Genomic DNA, 16,314 nt, shown 5'->3' on the forward strand with positions numbered 1-16,314 from the left:
ATCACCTGCGCCGCTCGATCACCTGGGACCGCGGAACCGAACTCGCCGAGTATGACCGGATCCAGACCGCCCTGGACACCACGCTCTACTTCTGCGACCCGCACTCGCCCTGGCAGCGCGGGTCCAACGAGAACACCAACCGGCTCCTGAGGTTCTGGTTCGAGAAAGGCTCCGACCTCTCCGTCCACACCACGGAGGACCTCCGCCAGATCGCCGCGAAACTCAACCGCCGGCCCCGGCCCACCCTCAACCTGCAGACCCCGGCCAACCGGCTGAACCAGCTGCTGCAAGCGGCGGCTTAAACCCCGGCGTTGCTCCGACTCCTTGACTTTGCCCCGGTTTTGGCAACCCAGAGTGATAGGGCAACGCGCCTTCCTTGACCATTAGGTAGCCTAACTGTTAGGCTACCTAACTATGAACGCCAGTGAACCGGCTGACTCCGGCCTCCTCGCTCTCGCGCAGGACTTCCGCGAAGCCCTCCGCCACAGCATCTATCTCGTCCGCCGCCTCGACGCCGACGGCGAACTCAGTGCCGCCCAGCTCAGCATGCTCAAGATGCTGATGGACGCCGGCCCCGCAGCAGGTGGCGGTGCTTCCTCCGCCAGCGGCGTGCGGGTGGGCGAAATCGCCCGGAACCTCGGCGTCAAGGTGCCCAGCGCCACCGAGCAGATCATCAAGCTCGAGCGTGCCGGCCTCGCCCGCCGGGAGCCGGACCCCAGCGACTCCCGCGCCGTCCGCGTGACCCTCACGGAAGCCGGCCTCGCCGCCGTCGCAACCGCCAATGAGCGCCGCAACGCCGTCATGGCAGGCGTCCTCTCGTCCCTTTCGGACGATGACCGCGCCGCCCTCGCCGCCGCACTTCCGGTCATCGGCAGGATCAACGCGACGCTCCAGGCCTGATATCCAACCAAAATTCCCATCATTTAGGAGTGCCCCCATGCACGGCCACCCCGCCGACACCCTGCCGGCCGCCGAAGCTACCCTCGAGGCCGAGAAGGCCTCACTACTCAAACAGCCCAAGGCGGTGTGGGCCACGGCCCTCGCAGCGGTGTTCGCCTTCATGGGCATTGGGCTGGTGGATCCCATCCTGCCGGCAATCGCCAAGAACCTGGACGCCTCCCCGAGCCAGGTGTCGCTGCTCTTCACGAGCTATTTCCTGGTGACCGCCGTCGCCATGCTGATCACCGGCTACGTCTCCTCCCGGATCGGCGGGAAGCGGACGTTGCTGATCGGACTGGCCGTGATCGTGGTGTTCGCCTCGCTATCCGGCACGTCGGGCAGTGTGGATGAGCTCATCGGCTTCCGGGCCGGCTGGGGACTGGGCAACGCCCTGTTCGTGGCCACGGCGTTGGCCGTGATTGTCGGCGTCGCAAGCGGCGGGGCCGGCACGGCGATCATCCTGTACGAGGCCGCCCTCGGCCTGGGAATTTCCCTCGGCCCGCTCCTGGGTGCAGTGCTTGGCGGCTGGCAATGGCGCGCCCCGTTCTTCGGTACCGCCGTGCTGATGGCCTCCGCCTTCATCGCGCTCATTGCCCTCCTGCCCAAGACTCCGTTGCCTGCGCGGAAAGTCCGGCTCCGGGATCCGCTGCTTGCCCTGGGGCACAAGGGACTGCGGACGACGGCGGCCAGCGGCCTGTTCTACAACTACGGCTTCTTCACCGTCCTCGCCTTCACACCCTTCATCCTCGGCATGGACGCCTACGGGATCGGCGGGGTGTTCTTCGGCTGGGGCGTCGCCGTCGCCGTCTTCTCCGTGTTTGCCGCCCCGGTGCTGCAGAACCGCTTCGGAGCGGTGCGGGTCCTCACCGGCACCCTGGCCCTGCTGATGCTGGACCTTGTGGGACTGGGCCTGGCCGCCGGGCACTCGGTGCCCGCCGTCGTCGTCCTCGTGGTCATTTCCGGGGCGCTCCTGGGCGTCAACAACACCATCTACACGGAGCTGGCCATGGGCGTTTCAGATTCGCCGCGGCCGGTGGCCTCCGCCGGCTACAACTTCGTGCGCTGGATGGGCGGCGCCCTGGCACCGTTTGCCGCCGCGCAGCTGGGCGAGCACTTCGGCCCGCAGGTGCCCTTCTTCGCCGGCGCGCTGGCCATGGTGGCCGCGATTGCCGTGGTCTTCGGCGGACGCCGTTACCTCACGGCGCACGAGCCGCACGTGGTGTAGCAACGCCCGGCTTCGTGCAGAACCCGCTGCGGTGACAGAGAACGCCCATGCTTCCGAGGAAGCATGGGCGTTCTTTGTCATGCCGCTGAGTAAAGCCGGCGTCCTCAAGCGGTGCCGGATCAGACTTTCGCGGACTCCTTGGCGGAACCCTTCGCGGAACCCTTGGGCACGAACAGGGTTTCGGCCTGTTCCAGCGACATGCCGTTGGTCTCCGGCACCTTGAACATGACGAAGAAGAACGACGCCGCCGCGAACAGCGCGTACATGGCGTACGTCAACGGCAGCGAGGTCGCGGCCATGACGGGGAAGCTCAGGGTGATGGCGAAGTTGGCGATCCACTGTGCGGCCGCGGCCAGGCCCAGGGCGCGGGCGCGGATGCGGGACGGGAAGATCTCGCCCAGCAGCACCCACACCAGCGGGCCCCAGGAGGCGCCGAAGCTAATGACAAAGACGTTGGCGGCGACCAGCGCGGCCGGACCCCACGCGCCGGGCAGCGAGATCGCGTCCCCGGACCCGGTGGCCGAGCTGAAGGCCAGGGCCATGGTGCCGAGCGAGAGGGCCATGCCGATGGAGCCGGCCAGCATGATGGGACGGCGGCCGATCCGGTCCACCAGGGCAATCGCCACGAGCGTCACCACGATGTTGGTGATGGCGGTGGCCACGGAGATGGTGAGCGAATCCTTTTCCTGGAAGCCCACGGCCTTCCACAGGGTGGTGGAGTAGTAGAAGATCACGTTGATGCCGACGAACTGCTGCAGCACGGACAGGATGATGCCGATCCAGACCACCGGCTGCAGGCCCAGGGCTTTGCCGCGGAGGGATCCCTTCTGGCCGGCGACCTTGTCCTCGTCGATGGCCTTCTTGATGTCGCGCAGGTGCCGGTCCGTGTCCTCGTCCGGGGCGATCGACTTGAAGACCTTGAGGGCTTCCTCATCCTTGCCCTGGAACACCAGGAACCGCGGCGATTCGGGCAGGGTGTAGGCGATCCAGCCGTAGACGACCGCGGGAACGGCGGCGGCCATGAACATCCAGCGCCACGCTTCCAATCCAAACCACAGGGCCTGGTCGGCGCCGCCGGCCGCAGTCGCGAACAGCGCGTCGGAGAGGAGGGCGGCGAAGATGCCGGTGGTGATGGCCAGCTGCTGCAGCGAGGCCAGGCGGCCACGGACGTGGCGGGGGGAGATCTCGGAAATGTAGGCCGGAGCTATCACCGATGCCAGGCCGATGCCGAGCCCGCCCACCAGACGCCAGAAAATCAGGTCCCAGACACCGAACGCGAACCCGGTGCCGATGGCGCTGACGAGGAACAGCAGTGCGCCCAGCTTCATGGCCGGGATCCGGCCGTAGCGATCGGCGATCTTGCCGGCCAGGTAGGCGCCTGCCGCGCAGCCGAGGAGGGCCACAGCGACGGCGAAGCCGGTCACGGCCTCGCTGAGCGCGAACTCGTCCTTGATCGCGTCCACGGCGCCGTTGACGACGGAGGAGTCAAAGCCGAAGAGGAAGCCGCCGACGGCGCCCGCCACGGCCAGCCAAATGACCCGTTTAGGGATCTTGGCGGCGGTCTGGTCCTGGGTGATGGTCATACGGCTCCCTTGGCAGTTCGCGGTCCACGGCCTTCGCCGCAACTACCCAGTCTTACACCCGACGCGGCGTGCCGCCTGTCACAACCACCGGAAAGTGAGACGAAACATACACTTTGCCCGTGTCATCGTCCGTGCTTGCCGGGCCGGGAACCGAAGGCATCACGCAGAGCAGGTTTTCGGCGTCGGGCCCCTTCCCGGGACCCGGTTTTGCGGGCAGACGACGACGGCAGGCAGTCCAAAGATTGCCTGCCGTGACGTGACCTAACTGTCGGAGCGGCCCTAGTGGGCTGCGGCCGTGGCGACTTCCCTGGCGGCCACCTTCGGGTCCGTGAGTTTCTTGTTCGGCAGGGCGAAGGTGATCAGGAAGGCGATGCCGGTGAGCACGGCGGCCGTGAGCATGACGGCGTCGATCGACTGCGCGAAGCCCTCGATGATCGGGCGGGTAAGCGTCGGGTTGGCGGTGTGCAGCCAGCTGGTGTCGTTCAGCGAATCGTTGCTGGCACCGTTTTTGAAGAACTCGTAGAGGTTGGCGTTGGCAGGGTCGGCAGCCACGGCCGGGTCCTTGAGTACCTTGAGGTAGTCCGCATTCTGCGCGGCGTCCTTCATGCCCGTGGCGATCTTGTCCGCCGCGAGGCTGAAAAGCATCGAGATGAACACGGCCGTGCCCACCGCGCCGCCCATGGAGCGGAAGAACGCGGCGGAGGAGGTGCCCACGCCCATGTCCTTCGACGGAACGGAAACCTGCATGGCCAGCGTCAGCGGCTGCATGCAGAAGCCCAGGCCCAGGCCGAAGAACACGGCGATGGCGCCCGGAACCCACAGCGGCGTGTCGACGCCAAGGGAAAGTCCCATCACGACGGCGGCCACCGTCAGCGTTGCGGTGCCGAGGATCGGGAAGATCCGGTATGTGCCCGATGCGGAGATGGTCCGGCCGGCCGTGATGGAACCGGTGAGGATGCCCACCGTGAAGGTGATCATCATGAGGCCGGCCTCAGTGGGCGTAAGGCCCTTGACCAGCTGCAGGTACATGGGAAGCATCGCGATCGCGCCGAACATGCCGATGCCGATGATGAAGTTCAGCAGCGAGGACAGGCCGAACGTCATGTTCCGGAACAGCCGGAGCGGGATCAGGGCGTAGTCGGCGGCATGCCGTTCGGCCAGCAGGAACGCGATGATGCCCACAACGCCGAGTCCGTAGCAGAGGTAGGAGTTCGCGGAGCTCCAGCCCCAGCTGCGTCCCTGTTCGGCCACGAGGAGGAGCGGAACGATCGCCAGGGTGATGGCGGCGGCGCCCCAGTAGTCGATCTTCTGCTTCACGTGCTTGGCCGGGAGGTGGAGGTACATGAACACCACCGTGAGGGCCGCGAGGCCGATCGGGATGTTGATGAGGAACACCCAGCGCCACCCGTCGATTCCGAGGATGGTTTCGGTGCCTGCGAAGGCACCGCCGATCACCGGACCCAGGACCGAGGAGACGCCGAAGACCGACATGAAGTAGCCCTGGTACTTGGCGCGGTCCTTGAGCGCCACGATGTCGCCGATGATGGTCAGGGCGAGGGCCAAGAGGCCGCCGGCGCCCATGCCCTGGATGCCGCGGGCAATGGCGAGCTCGGTCATGGAGTGGACCGAGCCGGCGTAGAGCGAGCCGGCGAGGAAGATCAGGATGGCAATGAGGTACAGCGGGCGGCGTCCGAAGATGTCGCTGAGCTTGCCATAGAGCGGCGTGCTCACCGTGGAGGTGATGAGGTACGCGGTGGTGGCCCAGGCCTGCAGGGAAAGGCCGTCGAGGTCGTTGGCGATCGTGTAGATCGAGGTGGACACGATCGTCTGGTCCAGCGAGGACAGGAACATGCCGAGCATGAGTCCCACCATGACGGTGATGGTCTGACGGTGGGTCAGGACCTCTCCCGCGGCGCGCGCGGAGGTGGTTTTGGACATGACTGCTCCAGGGTGAATTGTGGGGATCGGTGAAGTGTGGGGAAACAAGCGGATAGTTGCTTTCAGTAACTATGTTACTGGCTCAAATGTTCCCGCCCTTACCTCCCGGCGAAAAATGTCCCCGGCGAAGAAAGTGCCCAGCGAAGAAAGTCCTCAGCGTTCGACCAGGATCCCGTCCGGATCGCACCAGATCATCGCACCGGGCCGGATGGCCACGCCGTCGATCTCCAGCGGCACGTCGATTGCCCCCGCGCCTTCCTTGGCGGTCTTGCGCGGGTTGCTGCCCAGCGCCTTGACCCCCAGCGGCAGCCCCGCGATAGCGAGCCGGTCCCGGATGGCGCCGTTTATTACGACGCCGGCCCAGCCGTTCGCGACGGCGCTCGCCGCGATCATGTCCCCCATCAGCGCCGTGCGGAGGGAACCGGCGCCGTCGACCACCAGCACAGAGCCGTTGCCGGCAGTGGCCAGCAACGACTTGACCAGCGCGTTGTCCTCGAAGCACCGAACGGTCCGGACCGGCCCGCTGAAGTGCGACTGGCCGCCGAGGGACTGGAACTGCACGGCCAGGGAGCTGAGCTCCTCGCCGCGCTCGTCGTAAAGGTCGGCGGTGCTGACGGCGGAAGCGTTCACAGTGACTCCTTATAGGGTGGCGGCGGGCTCAACCCCGAGACTCGCACATGCCGAACGGATCTGCCGAGTCTCGGGGGTTGGGGCTACCTTTTGCTACAAGGTGTCCAAGTCCTACCGCCCGGGGCATAACAGCGGGGGCCGGTGTATCCCGGATACGGGTTGGGCGCCGGGGCGGGGGGAACATAAACAGGTGGTACATAGGCGGGCGGGACGTAGGGGGCAGGTGCCGGGGGCACGTAGGGCGCCGGCGCGGGCGGCAGGTTGCGGATCCGTTCGGCCTCAGCGGCAGCAGCCGCTGCTGCGGCTTTAGCGGCTTGGCGGACGGCGGCAGCAGCAGCTGCGTCCCCAAGTTCCTTCTTCTTCGCGCCTATCGCGGTCTGCTTGGCTGCCCCGGCCGTAGCCGCCGAATCCAATCGGTTCATCATCGCCGCCAGCTGCGCCGGCTTGTACGCGGCCCAGTGGATGCTTTCCTTGGCTTTGGCCACTGCTTTCAGCGCGGCAAGCGTTGCGAGGGCCGTGACCAGTCCGGCGTGGCCCTTGTCCAGCCCGGACACGGAATCGGAAAGGGGTGCGGCGGCGAGGGCTTCGACAGCGTGGGACGCCTTTTCGACCTGCTGGGCCGGCAGGCATGCGAGGTCTGAGGAGTTCAAACCCACACCCCGAGTGCGAGCCTCGTCAAAGGCCGCAACAACCGGCGGATAAAACTTCTTGTTGAGCTCGAACAGGACTGGAACGCCGAGTCCCAGACGAGCGACCTCAGCATTGACCAGCTTCCCTGCTGAGTCGAAGACCCCCGCCAGGGTGCGTCCGTACTTGTCCAACGGCTCGACGTCCAGTTCGAGCCTGACCGTGGCTCCGACGGGCAGAAGTTGTTCGAGGCCTTTGGTCGCCTCGGGACCCATGCATTCGACGGGTGCGTTGGGGTCCTTGGTCTCTGGAGTGTCGACGTTCAGGAGCCGGACAGTCTTTTCTTCGCCGTCTATTGAGGCCTTGAATGTGTCGCCGTCGATGACACGTACCACTGTGGCCTGAGCTGCGCCGGAGCCGGCTTCTTCGCTCGGGGCAGAGTTCCTCTCTGCTGCCGGGCTGGAGTTACAGCCACTGAGCGCCATAAGTGCTGCCATGGCGATCCCCACGGCCTTCGTTCGGGCATGACTGCCCGTCATTGGTGAAAACAAAAGGTATTCCCCCACGGAATGAGTGATGATGATCTTCTCCATAGTTGGAGGTTCAACGATGACCTTACTGTGCCGGAATGCAAATGCGTGGATCGGGCACATTGCTTCCAGATTTGCCGAGTCCCGATAGTCTGGCCCCACAGAGATCATCAGCTTGAGCCGCCAGTTCCGGGGGGAACCACATGAGCTTGTCCGACCTACCGAGCGCAGCTCCGACGTCGGCGGCGCTCGCCGAGCCGGAGCGGCGTGTCCGTCCGGTCTGGACCGCGGGCGTGGTCCTGGTCAACCTCGGCATCAATGCGGCGTTCTTCGGCCCGATCCAGGTGCTGCTCGGACAACAGGCGGCGGCGTTCAGCGAAGGGGACAAGGAGGCCATCCTCGCCCTCGTGACGGGCGCCGGTGCCGCGGTATCGCTCGTGGCCAACCCCCTGTTCGGCGCCTTCAGCGACCGCACCACCTCGCGGCTGGGCCGCCGCGTGCCGTGGGTGTTGTTCGGCGCGGTCCTTGGCGCCGCAGCCCTTATCGCGCTCGCCGGGGCGCCGAACGTGGCCGTCATGACGCTGCTCTGGTGCCTCGTGCAGGCCGGCTGCAACGGCGCCTACGCCGCCATCACTGCCGCCATCCCGGACCGCGTGCCGGTCCCGCAACGCGGCACGGTGGGCGGACTGGCCGCCACGGGCCAGACGGTCGGGATCCTCGCCGGCGCGGTGATCGCCGCCGCCGTCACGGGAAACTTCGCCGCCGGATACCTGGTGTGCGCGGTGGCGCTGCTGGCCGGCGTCGTGCTCTATTACTTCAAGAACGACGACGTGCCGCTGCCCGCGCAGGTCCGTCCCCCGTTCAGCCTGGGCGGCTTTGTGCGGGGCTTTTGGATTTCCCCGGCCCGCCACCCGGATTTTGCCTGGGCCTGGCTGACGCGGCTCCTGGTGAACATCGGCAACCACATGGTCACCCTCTACCTGCTGTTCTTCCTCCACGACGCCGTCCGGGTCCGCGAAACCCAGGGCATCGAGCCCGAGTTTGGTGTCCTGATCCTCACGGGCCTGTATGCGGTCATGGTGATCATCACCAGTGTGATCGGCGGCCGGGTGAGCGACCGGATGGGCCGGCGGAAGCCACTTGTCATCATCTCCTCCGCCGTGATCGCCGCGGCCTCCCTCATTCTTGCGTTCGCCCCCACGTGGCCGGGTGCGCTGATCGGGGCGTCGGTGTTAGGCATCGGCTTCGGCTGCTACCTGGCGGTGGACTTCGCCCTCATCACCCAGGTGCTTCCCACGGCCCTGAACCGGGGCAAGGACCTCGGCGTCATCAACATCGCCAACTCGCTGCCCCAAGTGCTCGCCCCGCTCATCGCGTATCCGTTTGTGACCCTCTGGGGCGGCTATGTTGCGCTGTATGTCGCGGCCGCCGTGATCGGGCTTCTCGGCGCCGTGTTCGTGGTCAAGATCAAGGGCGTGGACTGACCCGCGAGCGTCCCGTGGCGGGGCTTCCTGCGCCCCCGTTTGACTGGCGGGAGGCCCGGGTTCGTGGCGTATAGTGGACCGCAATTGCCGCGGCAGCGCTGTGGGGGATCACTCCCGGCTGCCGAGAAAAACGACTCCCGGAACGCTGCTGATGCCTGACTTTTACTCAGATCTTCCACCGATGGCCCCGCCTCCCACTCTGCCCCGGCAGCGGCTCCGCTACGTGCGGATCCTGGACGTCGCCGCGGGTTTTGCCCGCAAGGGCCTGGACTCTGTGGTCCTTTCCGAGGTGGCGGCCAAGGCGGATGTTCCTCTGGGGACGCTGTACCGCTATTTCCCGTCCTCCACCCAGCTGGTCCTGGCCCTGTACCGCAAGCAACTGGGCGAACTGCTGGCGGGCAGCGGTCCGGCGGCGGGGAAGGCTGCGGCCCAGGGCCTCGTGGGGGTGGTGATGGAGATCTTCCACATGCGCCTCATGCAGCCTGCGGTGGAGCAAAGCCTCAACCGGGCCGTTTACGCCAAGGACACCGACACCACCAGGCTGCTGCGCGAGATCGATGCGACGGCCGAGAAGGCAGTGACGGCCGCGTGCGACGACGCCGCCGTCGCCCGGGTCCTGCTGCTGACGGTTACGGGCCTGGTCCAGGCCGTCCGCTGCCGCCGGCTGTCCCTCTTCGAAGCGGAGGAGGACCTGAAGAAGGCCTGTTCGCTGCTCCAGGGCGCCCGGCAGGCCGCGTAACCGGTCTAGACCAATGACCCGGAAAAGCCGCGCTTGCACGTGATCCGGGTCACTTAATCATGCAGGGAAACGTTTCACCACAGTGCGCTACCCCTCCCGCCCGGCGTAACCGGCGGGAGTCGTTGCTTACCATTGCTGGACCGGATAGACGGCTGACGCCAGCAAATCGGGGGCTCCACCGGCGACCGCCACCTCTGGTCGCCACGGCCCCCGCCAGACCAACTCGAGCATCCGTGCTTGAGCTTCCATGAGCCGTGCGCCCACGGTGAGTCCCAGGAGACAACGACGTGTCCACTGAAACGATCATTCCCGCCGATTCCACTTCCCCCGCTGAGGCAGCAGCCGTGCTCAGCGACGAGGAAATCTTCGCATCCCACGAGGGCGGCAAGCTTTCGATTTCCAGCACCGTCCCGCTCGCCAGCAAGCGCGACCTCTCCATTGCCTACACGCCCGGCGTAGCCCAGGTCAGCCGCGCCATCCACGCCAACCCGGAGCTCGCCAAGACGCTCACGTGGGCCCAGCGCCTTGTGGTGGTGGTCAGTGACGGCACCGCCGTGCTGGGTCTGGGCAACATCGGCGCCAGCGCCTCGCTGCCCGTGATGGAGGGCAAGTCCGCGCTTTTCAAGGCCTTCGGAGAACTTGACTCCATCCCGCTGGTCCTCAACACCACCGACGTCGACGAAATCGTCGAGACACTTGTCCGGCTCCGCCCCAGCTTCGGCGCCGTCAACCTCGAGGACATCGCCGCGCCCCGCTGCTTCGAACTCGAGGAGAAAGTCATCGAGGCACTGGACTGCCCGGTCATGCACGATGACCAGCACGGCACCGCCGTCGTGGTCCTTGCCGCCCTGACCAATGCCGCCAAGGTGACCGGCCGGACGCTCGACAGCCTGCGCGTGGTGGTCTCCGGGGCCGGGGCGGCCGGGATCGCCGTCGCCGAAATCCTGCTGACGGCCGGGATCGGCGACGTCGTTCTCCTGGACTCCCGCGGCACCATCAGCAAGGACCGCGCGGACATCGCCGCCGATCCGGCAAGCAAGAAGGCCCAGCTCGCCGCCCGCAGCAACCCCCGCGGCGTGGCCGGCGGCCCGGGCGAAGCGCTGCTCGGCGCCGACGTGTTCGTCGGTGTCTCCTCCGCCAAGCTGGACGAGGAGCACTTGAAGCTGATGAACCACAGCTCGATCGTGTTCGCCCTGTCCAACCCGGACCCGGAAGTCCTGCCGGAGGTCGCGAGCAAGTACGCGGCTGTGGTCGCCACCGGGCGCAGCGACTTCCCGAACCAGATCAACAACGTGCTGGCGTTCCCCGGCATCTTCCGTGGCGCCCTCGACGCCGGCGCCCGCCGGATCACGCCGGCCATGAAGCTCGCTGCAGCCCGGGCCATCGCGGAACTGGCCGAGGACGATCTTTCAGCGGACTACATCGTGCCCAGCCCGCTGGATCCGCGCGTGGCCCCGGCCGTCTCCGCTGCCGTCGCGGCGGCGGTGGAAGCCGAGTAGATCCGCGCACACTGCGGCCCACACGGCGGCGCTGCCTTCGGGGCGCCGCCGCTGGCGGGCCCGGTGGGGTCCGTTCCCCGCCTAGACTAGGCCCATGAACCCCGAGATTCTGGTGACTGTGCTCTGCGGCCTCGCCATCCTGGTCGGCGTGGCCGGGACCATCATTCCCGTCCTGCCCGGCAGCATCCTGATCGGGTCGAGCCTGCTTGCCTGGGCACTGTGGGGCGGCGCCGGAACCACCGGCTGGGTGGTCTTTGGGATCGGACTGGTGTTCGTCCTGGCCGGCATGGCCGCCAGCGCGGTCCTGACGGGCCGGAAGCTTAAAGAGCACAGCATCCCCAGCCGGTCCGTGGTGGTGGGCCTGGTGCTGGGCGTGGCCGGCATGTTCATCATCCCCGTGGTGGGGCTCGTCGTGGGCTTCGCCGCTGGGCTCCTGCTCAGCGAGCTGCAGCGCACCCGCGCGTTCGGCACGGCGGTGGCCTCGAGTTGGGCCGCCCTGAAGGCCACAGGCTTTGGCATGATCGTGGAATTCGGCCTCGCATGCCTCGCCGCGAGCACCTGGGTGATCGGCCTCTGGGTGGCCTCGGCCGCCTAGCATCGGCGTGCCGGAGCCTACTACGATGGGGGCATGAGCGCCGGACCTGGCGAATCCGCCCCCCGCATTTCCGACGACCAGCGCAGCCCGTACACGGACACCCGCGACCTGACGCCGTTCCGCAAGGCTGTGGTCCGGACACCCGTCCGCGGCCTGGCCGGGAACGTGGGCTCCGTGGTGACCGGCCTCATGGCGGGCCGGGCCCCCGGGACGCTGGCCGCCGAGGGCGGGGTGCCCCGCCTGGGCAGGGTGGGAATCCGGGCGTCCGCCAAGAGGACGAAATCCGTGCACGCCGCCATCTTCGGCAGCACCGATCCGGACCGCCTGATCACCCTGGCCCGCGCCTACCCCGGCTGGGCCGGAGTCTGCTACCTCATGGCCGGGCTGCTGGCTTACGCCCACGACGGGCATTTGCGCGCATCCGAACTCCTGCAGCACGGCCTGAGCCTGCGCAACGACGAGGAAGCCAACCGCTACGCCGCCATGTACCTGGCCGGCGTCGTCACGAGGGTGGAGGTGGCCGAGCGGATCGAGGTTCCGGTGCTGTTCAGTGAGGAGGCCGTGTTCCTGGCCTTGTCGCATTCCCTGCGCGAGACCGGCCAGGCGGAGGCGGCGCTTGCGGCGCTTGCCGGCCTGCCCCCGTCGCTGCCGCTGGCCCTGGCCCGCTGTTCGCTTGAGGCCGAGCTGGGACGCGACGCTGAGGTAGTGGCGGAGACGGAGGGGCTGCTGAACGCGGACGACCTGGCCGCCGCGCTGTTGCTGATCCGGGCCCGGTCCCTGCGCAGGCTCGGAGCCTACAGCGCTTCGCGTTCTGCCCTGCAGGAAGTCCTGCGGCGCAGGAAGACAGACTTCACCCTCCGCAGCGACGCGCTGACGGACACCGCCCTGCTCCTCCTGGACGCGGGCCGCAAAACCCTCGGGGCCCGGGAATGGCCGCGCCATAAACCGGCACAGCTGGAGGCCGTGAAGGCCATCCGCAAGGACGCGGAAATGCACGAACTCTGGGACCGCGAATACGGGCGCACTGACGACGACTGACAGGTTTCCGCGCACGATCAGGGCCAAATACACGTATCCACTACTCTTGCGGGCCCCTGTGGCGGGGAGTACAAACGAGGCATGAGAGATGCGGTGGAGCGCTGGATGCAGCACTACCTCACGGCGTGGACCACGAATGATCCGGGGGACATCCGGGCGCTGTTTACCGAGGACGCCATCTATGCCACCAGCCCGCAGGAAGCCGAACCGTGGTGGGGCCGGGACGATATCGTCGAGCACTGGATTGCCGGGCGCGACGAGCCGGATGACTGGACGTTTGAGTGGAAGCTGCTGGGGGTCGACGGCGGCCGAGCCTTCGTGCAGGGCCTGACGACCTACCGCGGCAACAGCAGAAGCTATGACAACCTGTGGATCATCCAGTTGACCGCGGACGGCCGCGCGTCGTCTTTTACCGAGTGGTACATGCAGCGCAAGTAGCCGGGATTCGCGCCCTCACCCGCGGTTCATGGCCGCGCTGACGGCGGGCACAATCTGTTCGGCGAGGAGCACGGCGCCCAGGATTAGCATGATGATCCCGCTGGCCAGCGTCACTTGGCGTGCTGCGCCCGGCCTGGCCTGCAGCAGTTTCCGCGCCAGAAGTGCCACGCAGCTGTAGATGACGCCCACGAGCAGGACGAAAGTCAGCCCGAGCAGTCCCGACTGGACCGGAACCGGCAACGCGGCGTCAGGGCTGACGAACTGCGGCACCAGGGCCACGAAGAACAGCAGGCCCTTGGGGTTGATCCCGCTGATGCCCATGCCCTGGAGGAAGATTCGGAACTGGCTCGCGGGCGCAGCCGCACCGGGGGCAGCCGTACCGGTGCCGAAGCCGGGGCCGTTGAAGCTGGCGCCCCGCCAGGAGCGTAGGGTGCTGAAGCCCAGCCAGAGCAGGTAGAGGGCGCCCGCGGCCGTCAGCCAGCCGAGCACGCCGGGCATCCCGGCCAGCAGTGCCGCCAGTCCCAGCACTAGGAGCGCAGTGTGGAGGGCGTAGCCGCCGCAGAGCCCGGCGACGGCGGGCGCGAAGCTGCGCTGCCTGAGCCCGGCCGCGATCGAATAGGCCCAGTCGACGCCCGGGGTGCATGCCAGTGCGACGGCAACAACTAGGAAGGCGAGGAAAAGCTGGGGGTTCATGGCGGGCTCCAGGGGGTGCGGCACCTCGTAGTGGGTACAAGGAAAACTCTAGGCAAAAACGGCCCCAAGGTGTTCGCCTATTTACTGTAGAATCGCCGCTTTTGGGTAAGATAATTGCGTGATGGACAACATTGACAGAAGTATTTTGCGTTACCTCCAAGCGGACGGCCGAATGACTGCCACGGCCCTGGCGGCCAAGGTCGGGCTGACCGTGGCGCCGTGCCATCGCCGGCTGCGGGATCTGGAGGTCGCCGGGATCATCCGGGGCTACCGGGCGGACATTGATCCGGCCGCCGTGGGGCTCGGTTTCGAGGCGATCGTCTTCGTGACCCTGCGGCAGGTGGACCGTTCCACCATGGAGATCTTCGAGAACCGGGTGGCCGAGAATCCCAACATCGTGGAGGCGCAGCGGCTCTTCGGGTCGCCGGACTATCTGCTCAAGGTCATCGCTGAGGACCTTCCGTCCTACCAGCGTTTCTATGACAGCGAACTGACCTCGCTGCCCGGCGTCGAGCGCCTGACGTCAACGCTGGTCATGAAGAACCTGAAAGCCAACGCCGGGCCGCCGGTCTAAACCAAGGCTGGAAGGCCCGGGCGCCGGCCTTGACGAAGAGTTCAGGCGCCGAGCAGTCCCGTGGTCCGGTAGGGAATGACCTCGCGCAGGAACATGCTCGTTGAGGTCCGGACGATGCCGGGGCACAGCCGGATTTCCTCGGATACGCGGTAGAGATCGTCCGGGCTTTTGGCCACCACCCGGATCAGGAGATCGGTGTCGCCGGCCGGGGCGTGGCATTCGAGGACTTCCGGGATGTTGCGCAGGGCAGCGATCGCCTCGTTGAGGTGGCTCTGATCCAGTTCCGCGCTCACCGCGGCCGCCACGCCCCGGCCCAGGGCGGACGGCAGCACCCGGCTGCTGTTCGGGCGGAGCGCGCCCGACGCCGACATCCGCTCCAGGCGGGACTGGACGGTGCCGCGGGCCAAGCCCAGCTTTTGCGCCAGCACCATGACCGGGACGCGGGGATCTTCGTCCAGCGCGGCGAGGATCCGCCGGTCCGTCGCGTCGAGCTCCTGCAAAATGACCACTTCCTGTTCACTGTCCCGGCTGTAGTTGATCAGATTGACCACTCCAGCGCCGGTCCGTTGCACCAACTGTAGGGCTTCTGCTCAAATGGTGACAACAAGGGAACGAGACCACCGCCACGATCCCGAAGGCTACGGACATCCCGGCACACCACCCGGACCCCGGATGAGGCTCCCGCAAGGAACCCGCCGCTGATTGACTCTTGTTCACGCATCGTCATTCCGCACATCGCACCATCACGCGGCAAGAGCCCCTGAGCCACCGACGTCGGATTTCCCGAAGTCATCGGTAGCTGAGGGGCTCTTGTGCTGCTCCGCATAGGCTTGTCCCATGACCTCAGCTGGCCGCTTCGCTCCCAGTCCCTCCGGCGAACTGCACGTGGGCAACCTCCGGACGGCCATTCTGGCGTGGCTCTTCGCCCGGTCCGAGGGGCGGCGGTTCCTGATGCGGGTGGAGGACCTGGACCGTGCCCGGGCCGGCGCCGAGGCTGAGCAGCTTCGCGACCTTGCGGCGATCGGCGTGAGCTGGGACGGAGGCGTCGTGCGCCAGACGGACCGTGAGCACCTGTATGCCGAGGCGATCGCCCAGCTGACGGCCGCGGGCCTGACCTACGAGTGCTTTTGTACCCGTCGGGAAATACAGGAGGCCCCCTCCGCGCCGCATGCTCCGCTGGGCGCCTACCCGGGGACGTGCCGGAACCTCACCGTCGCCGAGCGCGAGGCCAAACGGGCCGCCCGGCCGCCTGCTGTCCGGCTCCGTTCCACCGTGGCTGAGGTGACGGTGCGGGACGTGCTCCACGGCAACTACACGGGGGTGGTTGACGACTTTGTGCTCCGGCGCAACGACGGCGTGACGGCCTACAACCTGGCCGTCGTGGTGGACGACGCCGCGCAGGGCGTCGACCAGGTGGTCCGCGGCGACGATCTGCTGCCGTCCACGCCGCGGCAGGCATATTTGGCGTCACTCCTCAATATGCCTGTTCCGGAATATGCGCATGTGCCGCTGGTCCTGAACGCCGACGGCGCCCGGCTGGCCAAACGCGACGGCGCCGTGACGCTCGCCGACCTGGCGCTGGCCGGCGTGACCGCGGACCAGGTCCGGGACACATTGCTGGCATCCGTGGGCCTCCCGCCCGGCCGCCTGGAACACGCACTTTCTGCCTTCGACCCGGCCGCCCTGCCGCGCGAGCCCTGGGTGTGGCCCGGCATGCCGGAAGCGCACCCGGGAACCGGCAGCCGGGCCCGGACGGACAGCCGCGGCGCGTAGGCTGGATTC

Annotated in this window: 17 protein-coding genes; 11 read left to right on the plus strand and 6 right to left on the minus strand. The window is 67.3% G+C overall.

Going from position 1 to position 16,314, the window contains the following annotated elements; genetic code table 11:
• From BLS42_RS18370 to BLS42_RS18380, 3 genes are all read left to right on the plus strand, one after another.
• Nucleotides 1-302 (plus strand): IS30 family transposase (locus BLS42_RS18370; protein WP_143019238.1); only part of this gene is annotated, 302 nt, incomplete at its 5' end.
• 112 nt (nucleotides 303-414) lie between these two features.
• Nucleotides 415-900 carry a MarR family winged helix-turn-helix transcriptional regulator gene (locus BLS42_RS18375; RefSeq protein ID WP_090583755.1) on the plus strand — a complete coding sequence of 162 codons (486 nt, stop codon included), beginning with the start codon at nucleotides 415-417 and terminating at the stop codon, nucleotides 898-900.
• Between the two features lie 37 nt (nucleotides 901-937).
• A complete protein-coding gene (locus BLS42_RS18380; protein WP_090583757.1) occupies nucleotides 938-2,164 on the plus strand; it encodes an MFS transporter in 1,227 nt (408 codons plus the stop codon).
• A 119-nt stretch (nucleotides 2,165-2,283) separates the two neighbouring features.
• On the opposite strand, the gene BLS42_RS18385 is transcribed toward BLS42_RS18380, so the two are convergent.
• The 4 genes from BLS42_RS18385 to BLS42_RS18400 form a co-directional block, all read right to left on the minus strand.
• Nucleotides 2,284-3,747: a sugar porter family MFS transporter gene (locus tag BLS42_RS18385; RefSeq protein ID WP_090583759.1), complete on the minus strand. Its 1,464-nt coding sequence runs from the start codon at nucleotides 3,745-3,747 to the stop codon at nucleotides 2,284-2,286.
• 279 nt (nucleotides 3,748-4,026) lie between these two features.
• Nucleotides 4,027-5,685 (minus strand): MDR family MFS transporter, encoded by a 1,659-nt coding sequence (locus BLS42_RS18390; protein WP_090583760.1) that lies wholly within the window; start codon nucleotides 5,683-5,685, stop codon nucleotides 4,027-4,029.
• Between the two features lie 153 nt (nucleotides 5,686-5,838).
• Nucleotides 5,839-6,315: a ribonuclease E activity regulator RraA gene (gene rraA, locus BLS42_RS18395; RefSeq protein WP_090583761.1), complete on the minus strand. Its 477-nt coding sequence runs from the start codon at nucleotides 6,313-6,315 to the stop codon at nucleotides 5,839-5,841.
• Nucleotides 6,316-6,398: 83 nt separating this feature from the next.
• Nucleotides 6,399-7,439, minus strand: a complete 1,041-nt coding sequence (locus BLS42_RS18400) for a thermonuclease family protein (protein ID WP_176803537.1) — start codon at nucleotides 7,437-7,439, stop codon at nucleotides 6,399-6,401.
• Between the two features lie 236 nt (nucleotides 7,440-7,675).
• On the opposite strand from BLS42_RS18400, the gene BLS42_RS18405 reads away from it, so the two are divergent.
• The 6 genes from BLS42_RS18405 to BLS42_RS18430 all read left to right on the plus strand — a co-directional run bounded on the left by BLS42_RS18405 (nucleotide 7,676) and on the right by BLS42_RS18430 (nucleotide 13,265).
• Nucleotides 7,676-8,956, plus strand: a complete 1,281-nt coding sequence (locus BLS42_RS18405) for an MFS transporter (RefSeq protein WP_090583764.1) — start codon at nucleotides 7,676-7,678, stop codon at nucleotides 8,954-8,956.
• 181 nt (nucleotides 8,957-9,137) lie between these two features.
• On the plus strand, nucleotides 9,138-9,695 hold the full coding sequence (locus BLS42_RS18410; protein WP_256336565.1) for a TetR/AcrR family transcriptional regulator: 558 nt from the start codon (nucleotides 9,138-9,140) through the stop codon (nucleotides 9,693-9,695).
• A 305-nt stretch (nucleotides 9,696-10,000) separates the two neighbouring features.
• Nucleotides 10,001-11,194, plus strand: a complete 1,194-nt coding sequence (locus BLS42_RS18415) for an NAD(P)-dependent malic enzyme (RefSeq protein WP_090583844.1) — start codon at nucleotides 10,001-10,003, stop codon at nucleotides 11,192-11,194.
• A 94-nt stretch (nucleotides 11,195-11,288) separates the two neighbouring features.
• Nucleotides 11,289-11,789, plus strand: a complete 501-nt coding sequence (locus BLS42_RS18420; protein WP_090583767.1) for a DUF456 domain-containing protein — start codon at nucleotides 11,289-11,291, stop codon at nucleotides 11,787-11,789.
• Between the two features lie 33 nt (nucleotides 11,790-11,822).
• A complete protein-coding gene (locus BLS42_RS18425) occupies nucleotides 11,823-12,827 on the plus strand; it encodes a hypothetical protein (protein ID WP_090583769.1) in 1,005 nt (334 codons plus the stop codon).
• An 81-nt stretch (nucleotides 12,828-12,908) separates the two neighbouring features.
• Nucleotides 12,909-13,265: a nuclear transport factor 2 family protein gene (locus BLS42_RS18430; RefSeq protein ID WP_143019239.1), complete on the plus strand. Its 357-nt coding sequence runs from the start codon at nucleotides 12,909-12,911 to the stop codon at nucleotides 13,263-13,265.
• A gap of 15 nt (nucleotides 13,266-13,280) precedes the next feature.
• Here the strand turns inward: BLS42_RS18430 and BLS42_RS18435 are convergent, their stop codons facing one another.
• Nucleotides 13,281-13,958, minus strand: a complete 678-nt coding sequence (locus tag BLS42_RS18435) for a LysE family translocator (RefSeq protein WP_090583772.1) — start codon at nucleotides 13,956-13,958, stop codon at nucleotides 13,281-13,283.
• 118 nt (nucleotides 13,959-14,076) lie between these two features.
• Here BLS42_RS18435 and BLS42_RS18440 point away from each other — a divergent pair, with 118 nt between their 5' ends.
• Nucleotides 14,077-14,532, plus strand: a complete 456-nt coding sequence (locus BLS42_RS18440) for an Lrp/AsnC family transcriptional regulator (protein WP_218122136.1) — start codon at nucleotides 14,077-14,079, stop codon at nucleotides 14,530-14,532.
• A 41-nt stretch (nucleotides 14,533-14,573) separates the two neighbouring features.
• On the opposite strand, the gene BLS42_RS18445 is transcribed toward BLS42_RS18440, so the two are convergent.
• A complete protein-coding gene (locus BLS42_RS18445) occupies nucleotides 14,574-15,032 on the minus strand; it encodes an Lrp/AsnC family transcriptional regulator (RefSeq protein WP_176803545.1) in 459 nt (152 codons plus the stop codon).
• Between the two features lie 337 nt (nucleotides 15,033-15,369).
• Here BLS42_RS18445 and gluQRS point away from each other — a divergent pair, with 337 nt between their 5' ends.
• Complete coding sequence (gene gluQRS / locus BLS42_RS18450; RefSeq protein WP_090583775.1) at nucleotides 15,370-16,305, plus strand: tRNA glutamyl-Q(34) synthetase GluQRS; 936 nt, start codon at nucleotides 15,370-15,372, stop codon at nucleotides 16,303-16,305.
• Nucleotides 16,306-16,314: the final 9 nt, after the last annotated feature.

Source organism: Arthrobacter sp. ov407 (genome assembly GCF_900102895.1).
Classification (GTDB): Bacteria; Actinomycetota; Actinomycetes; order Actinomycetales; family Micrococcaceae; genus Arthrobacter.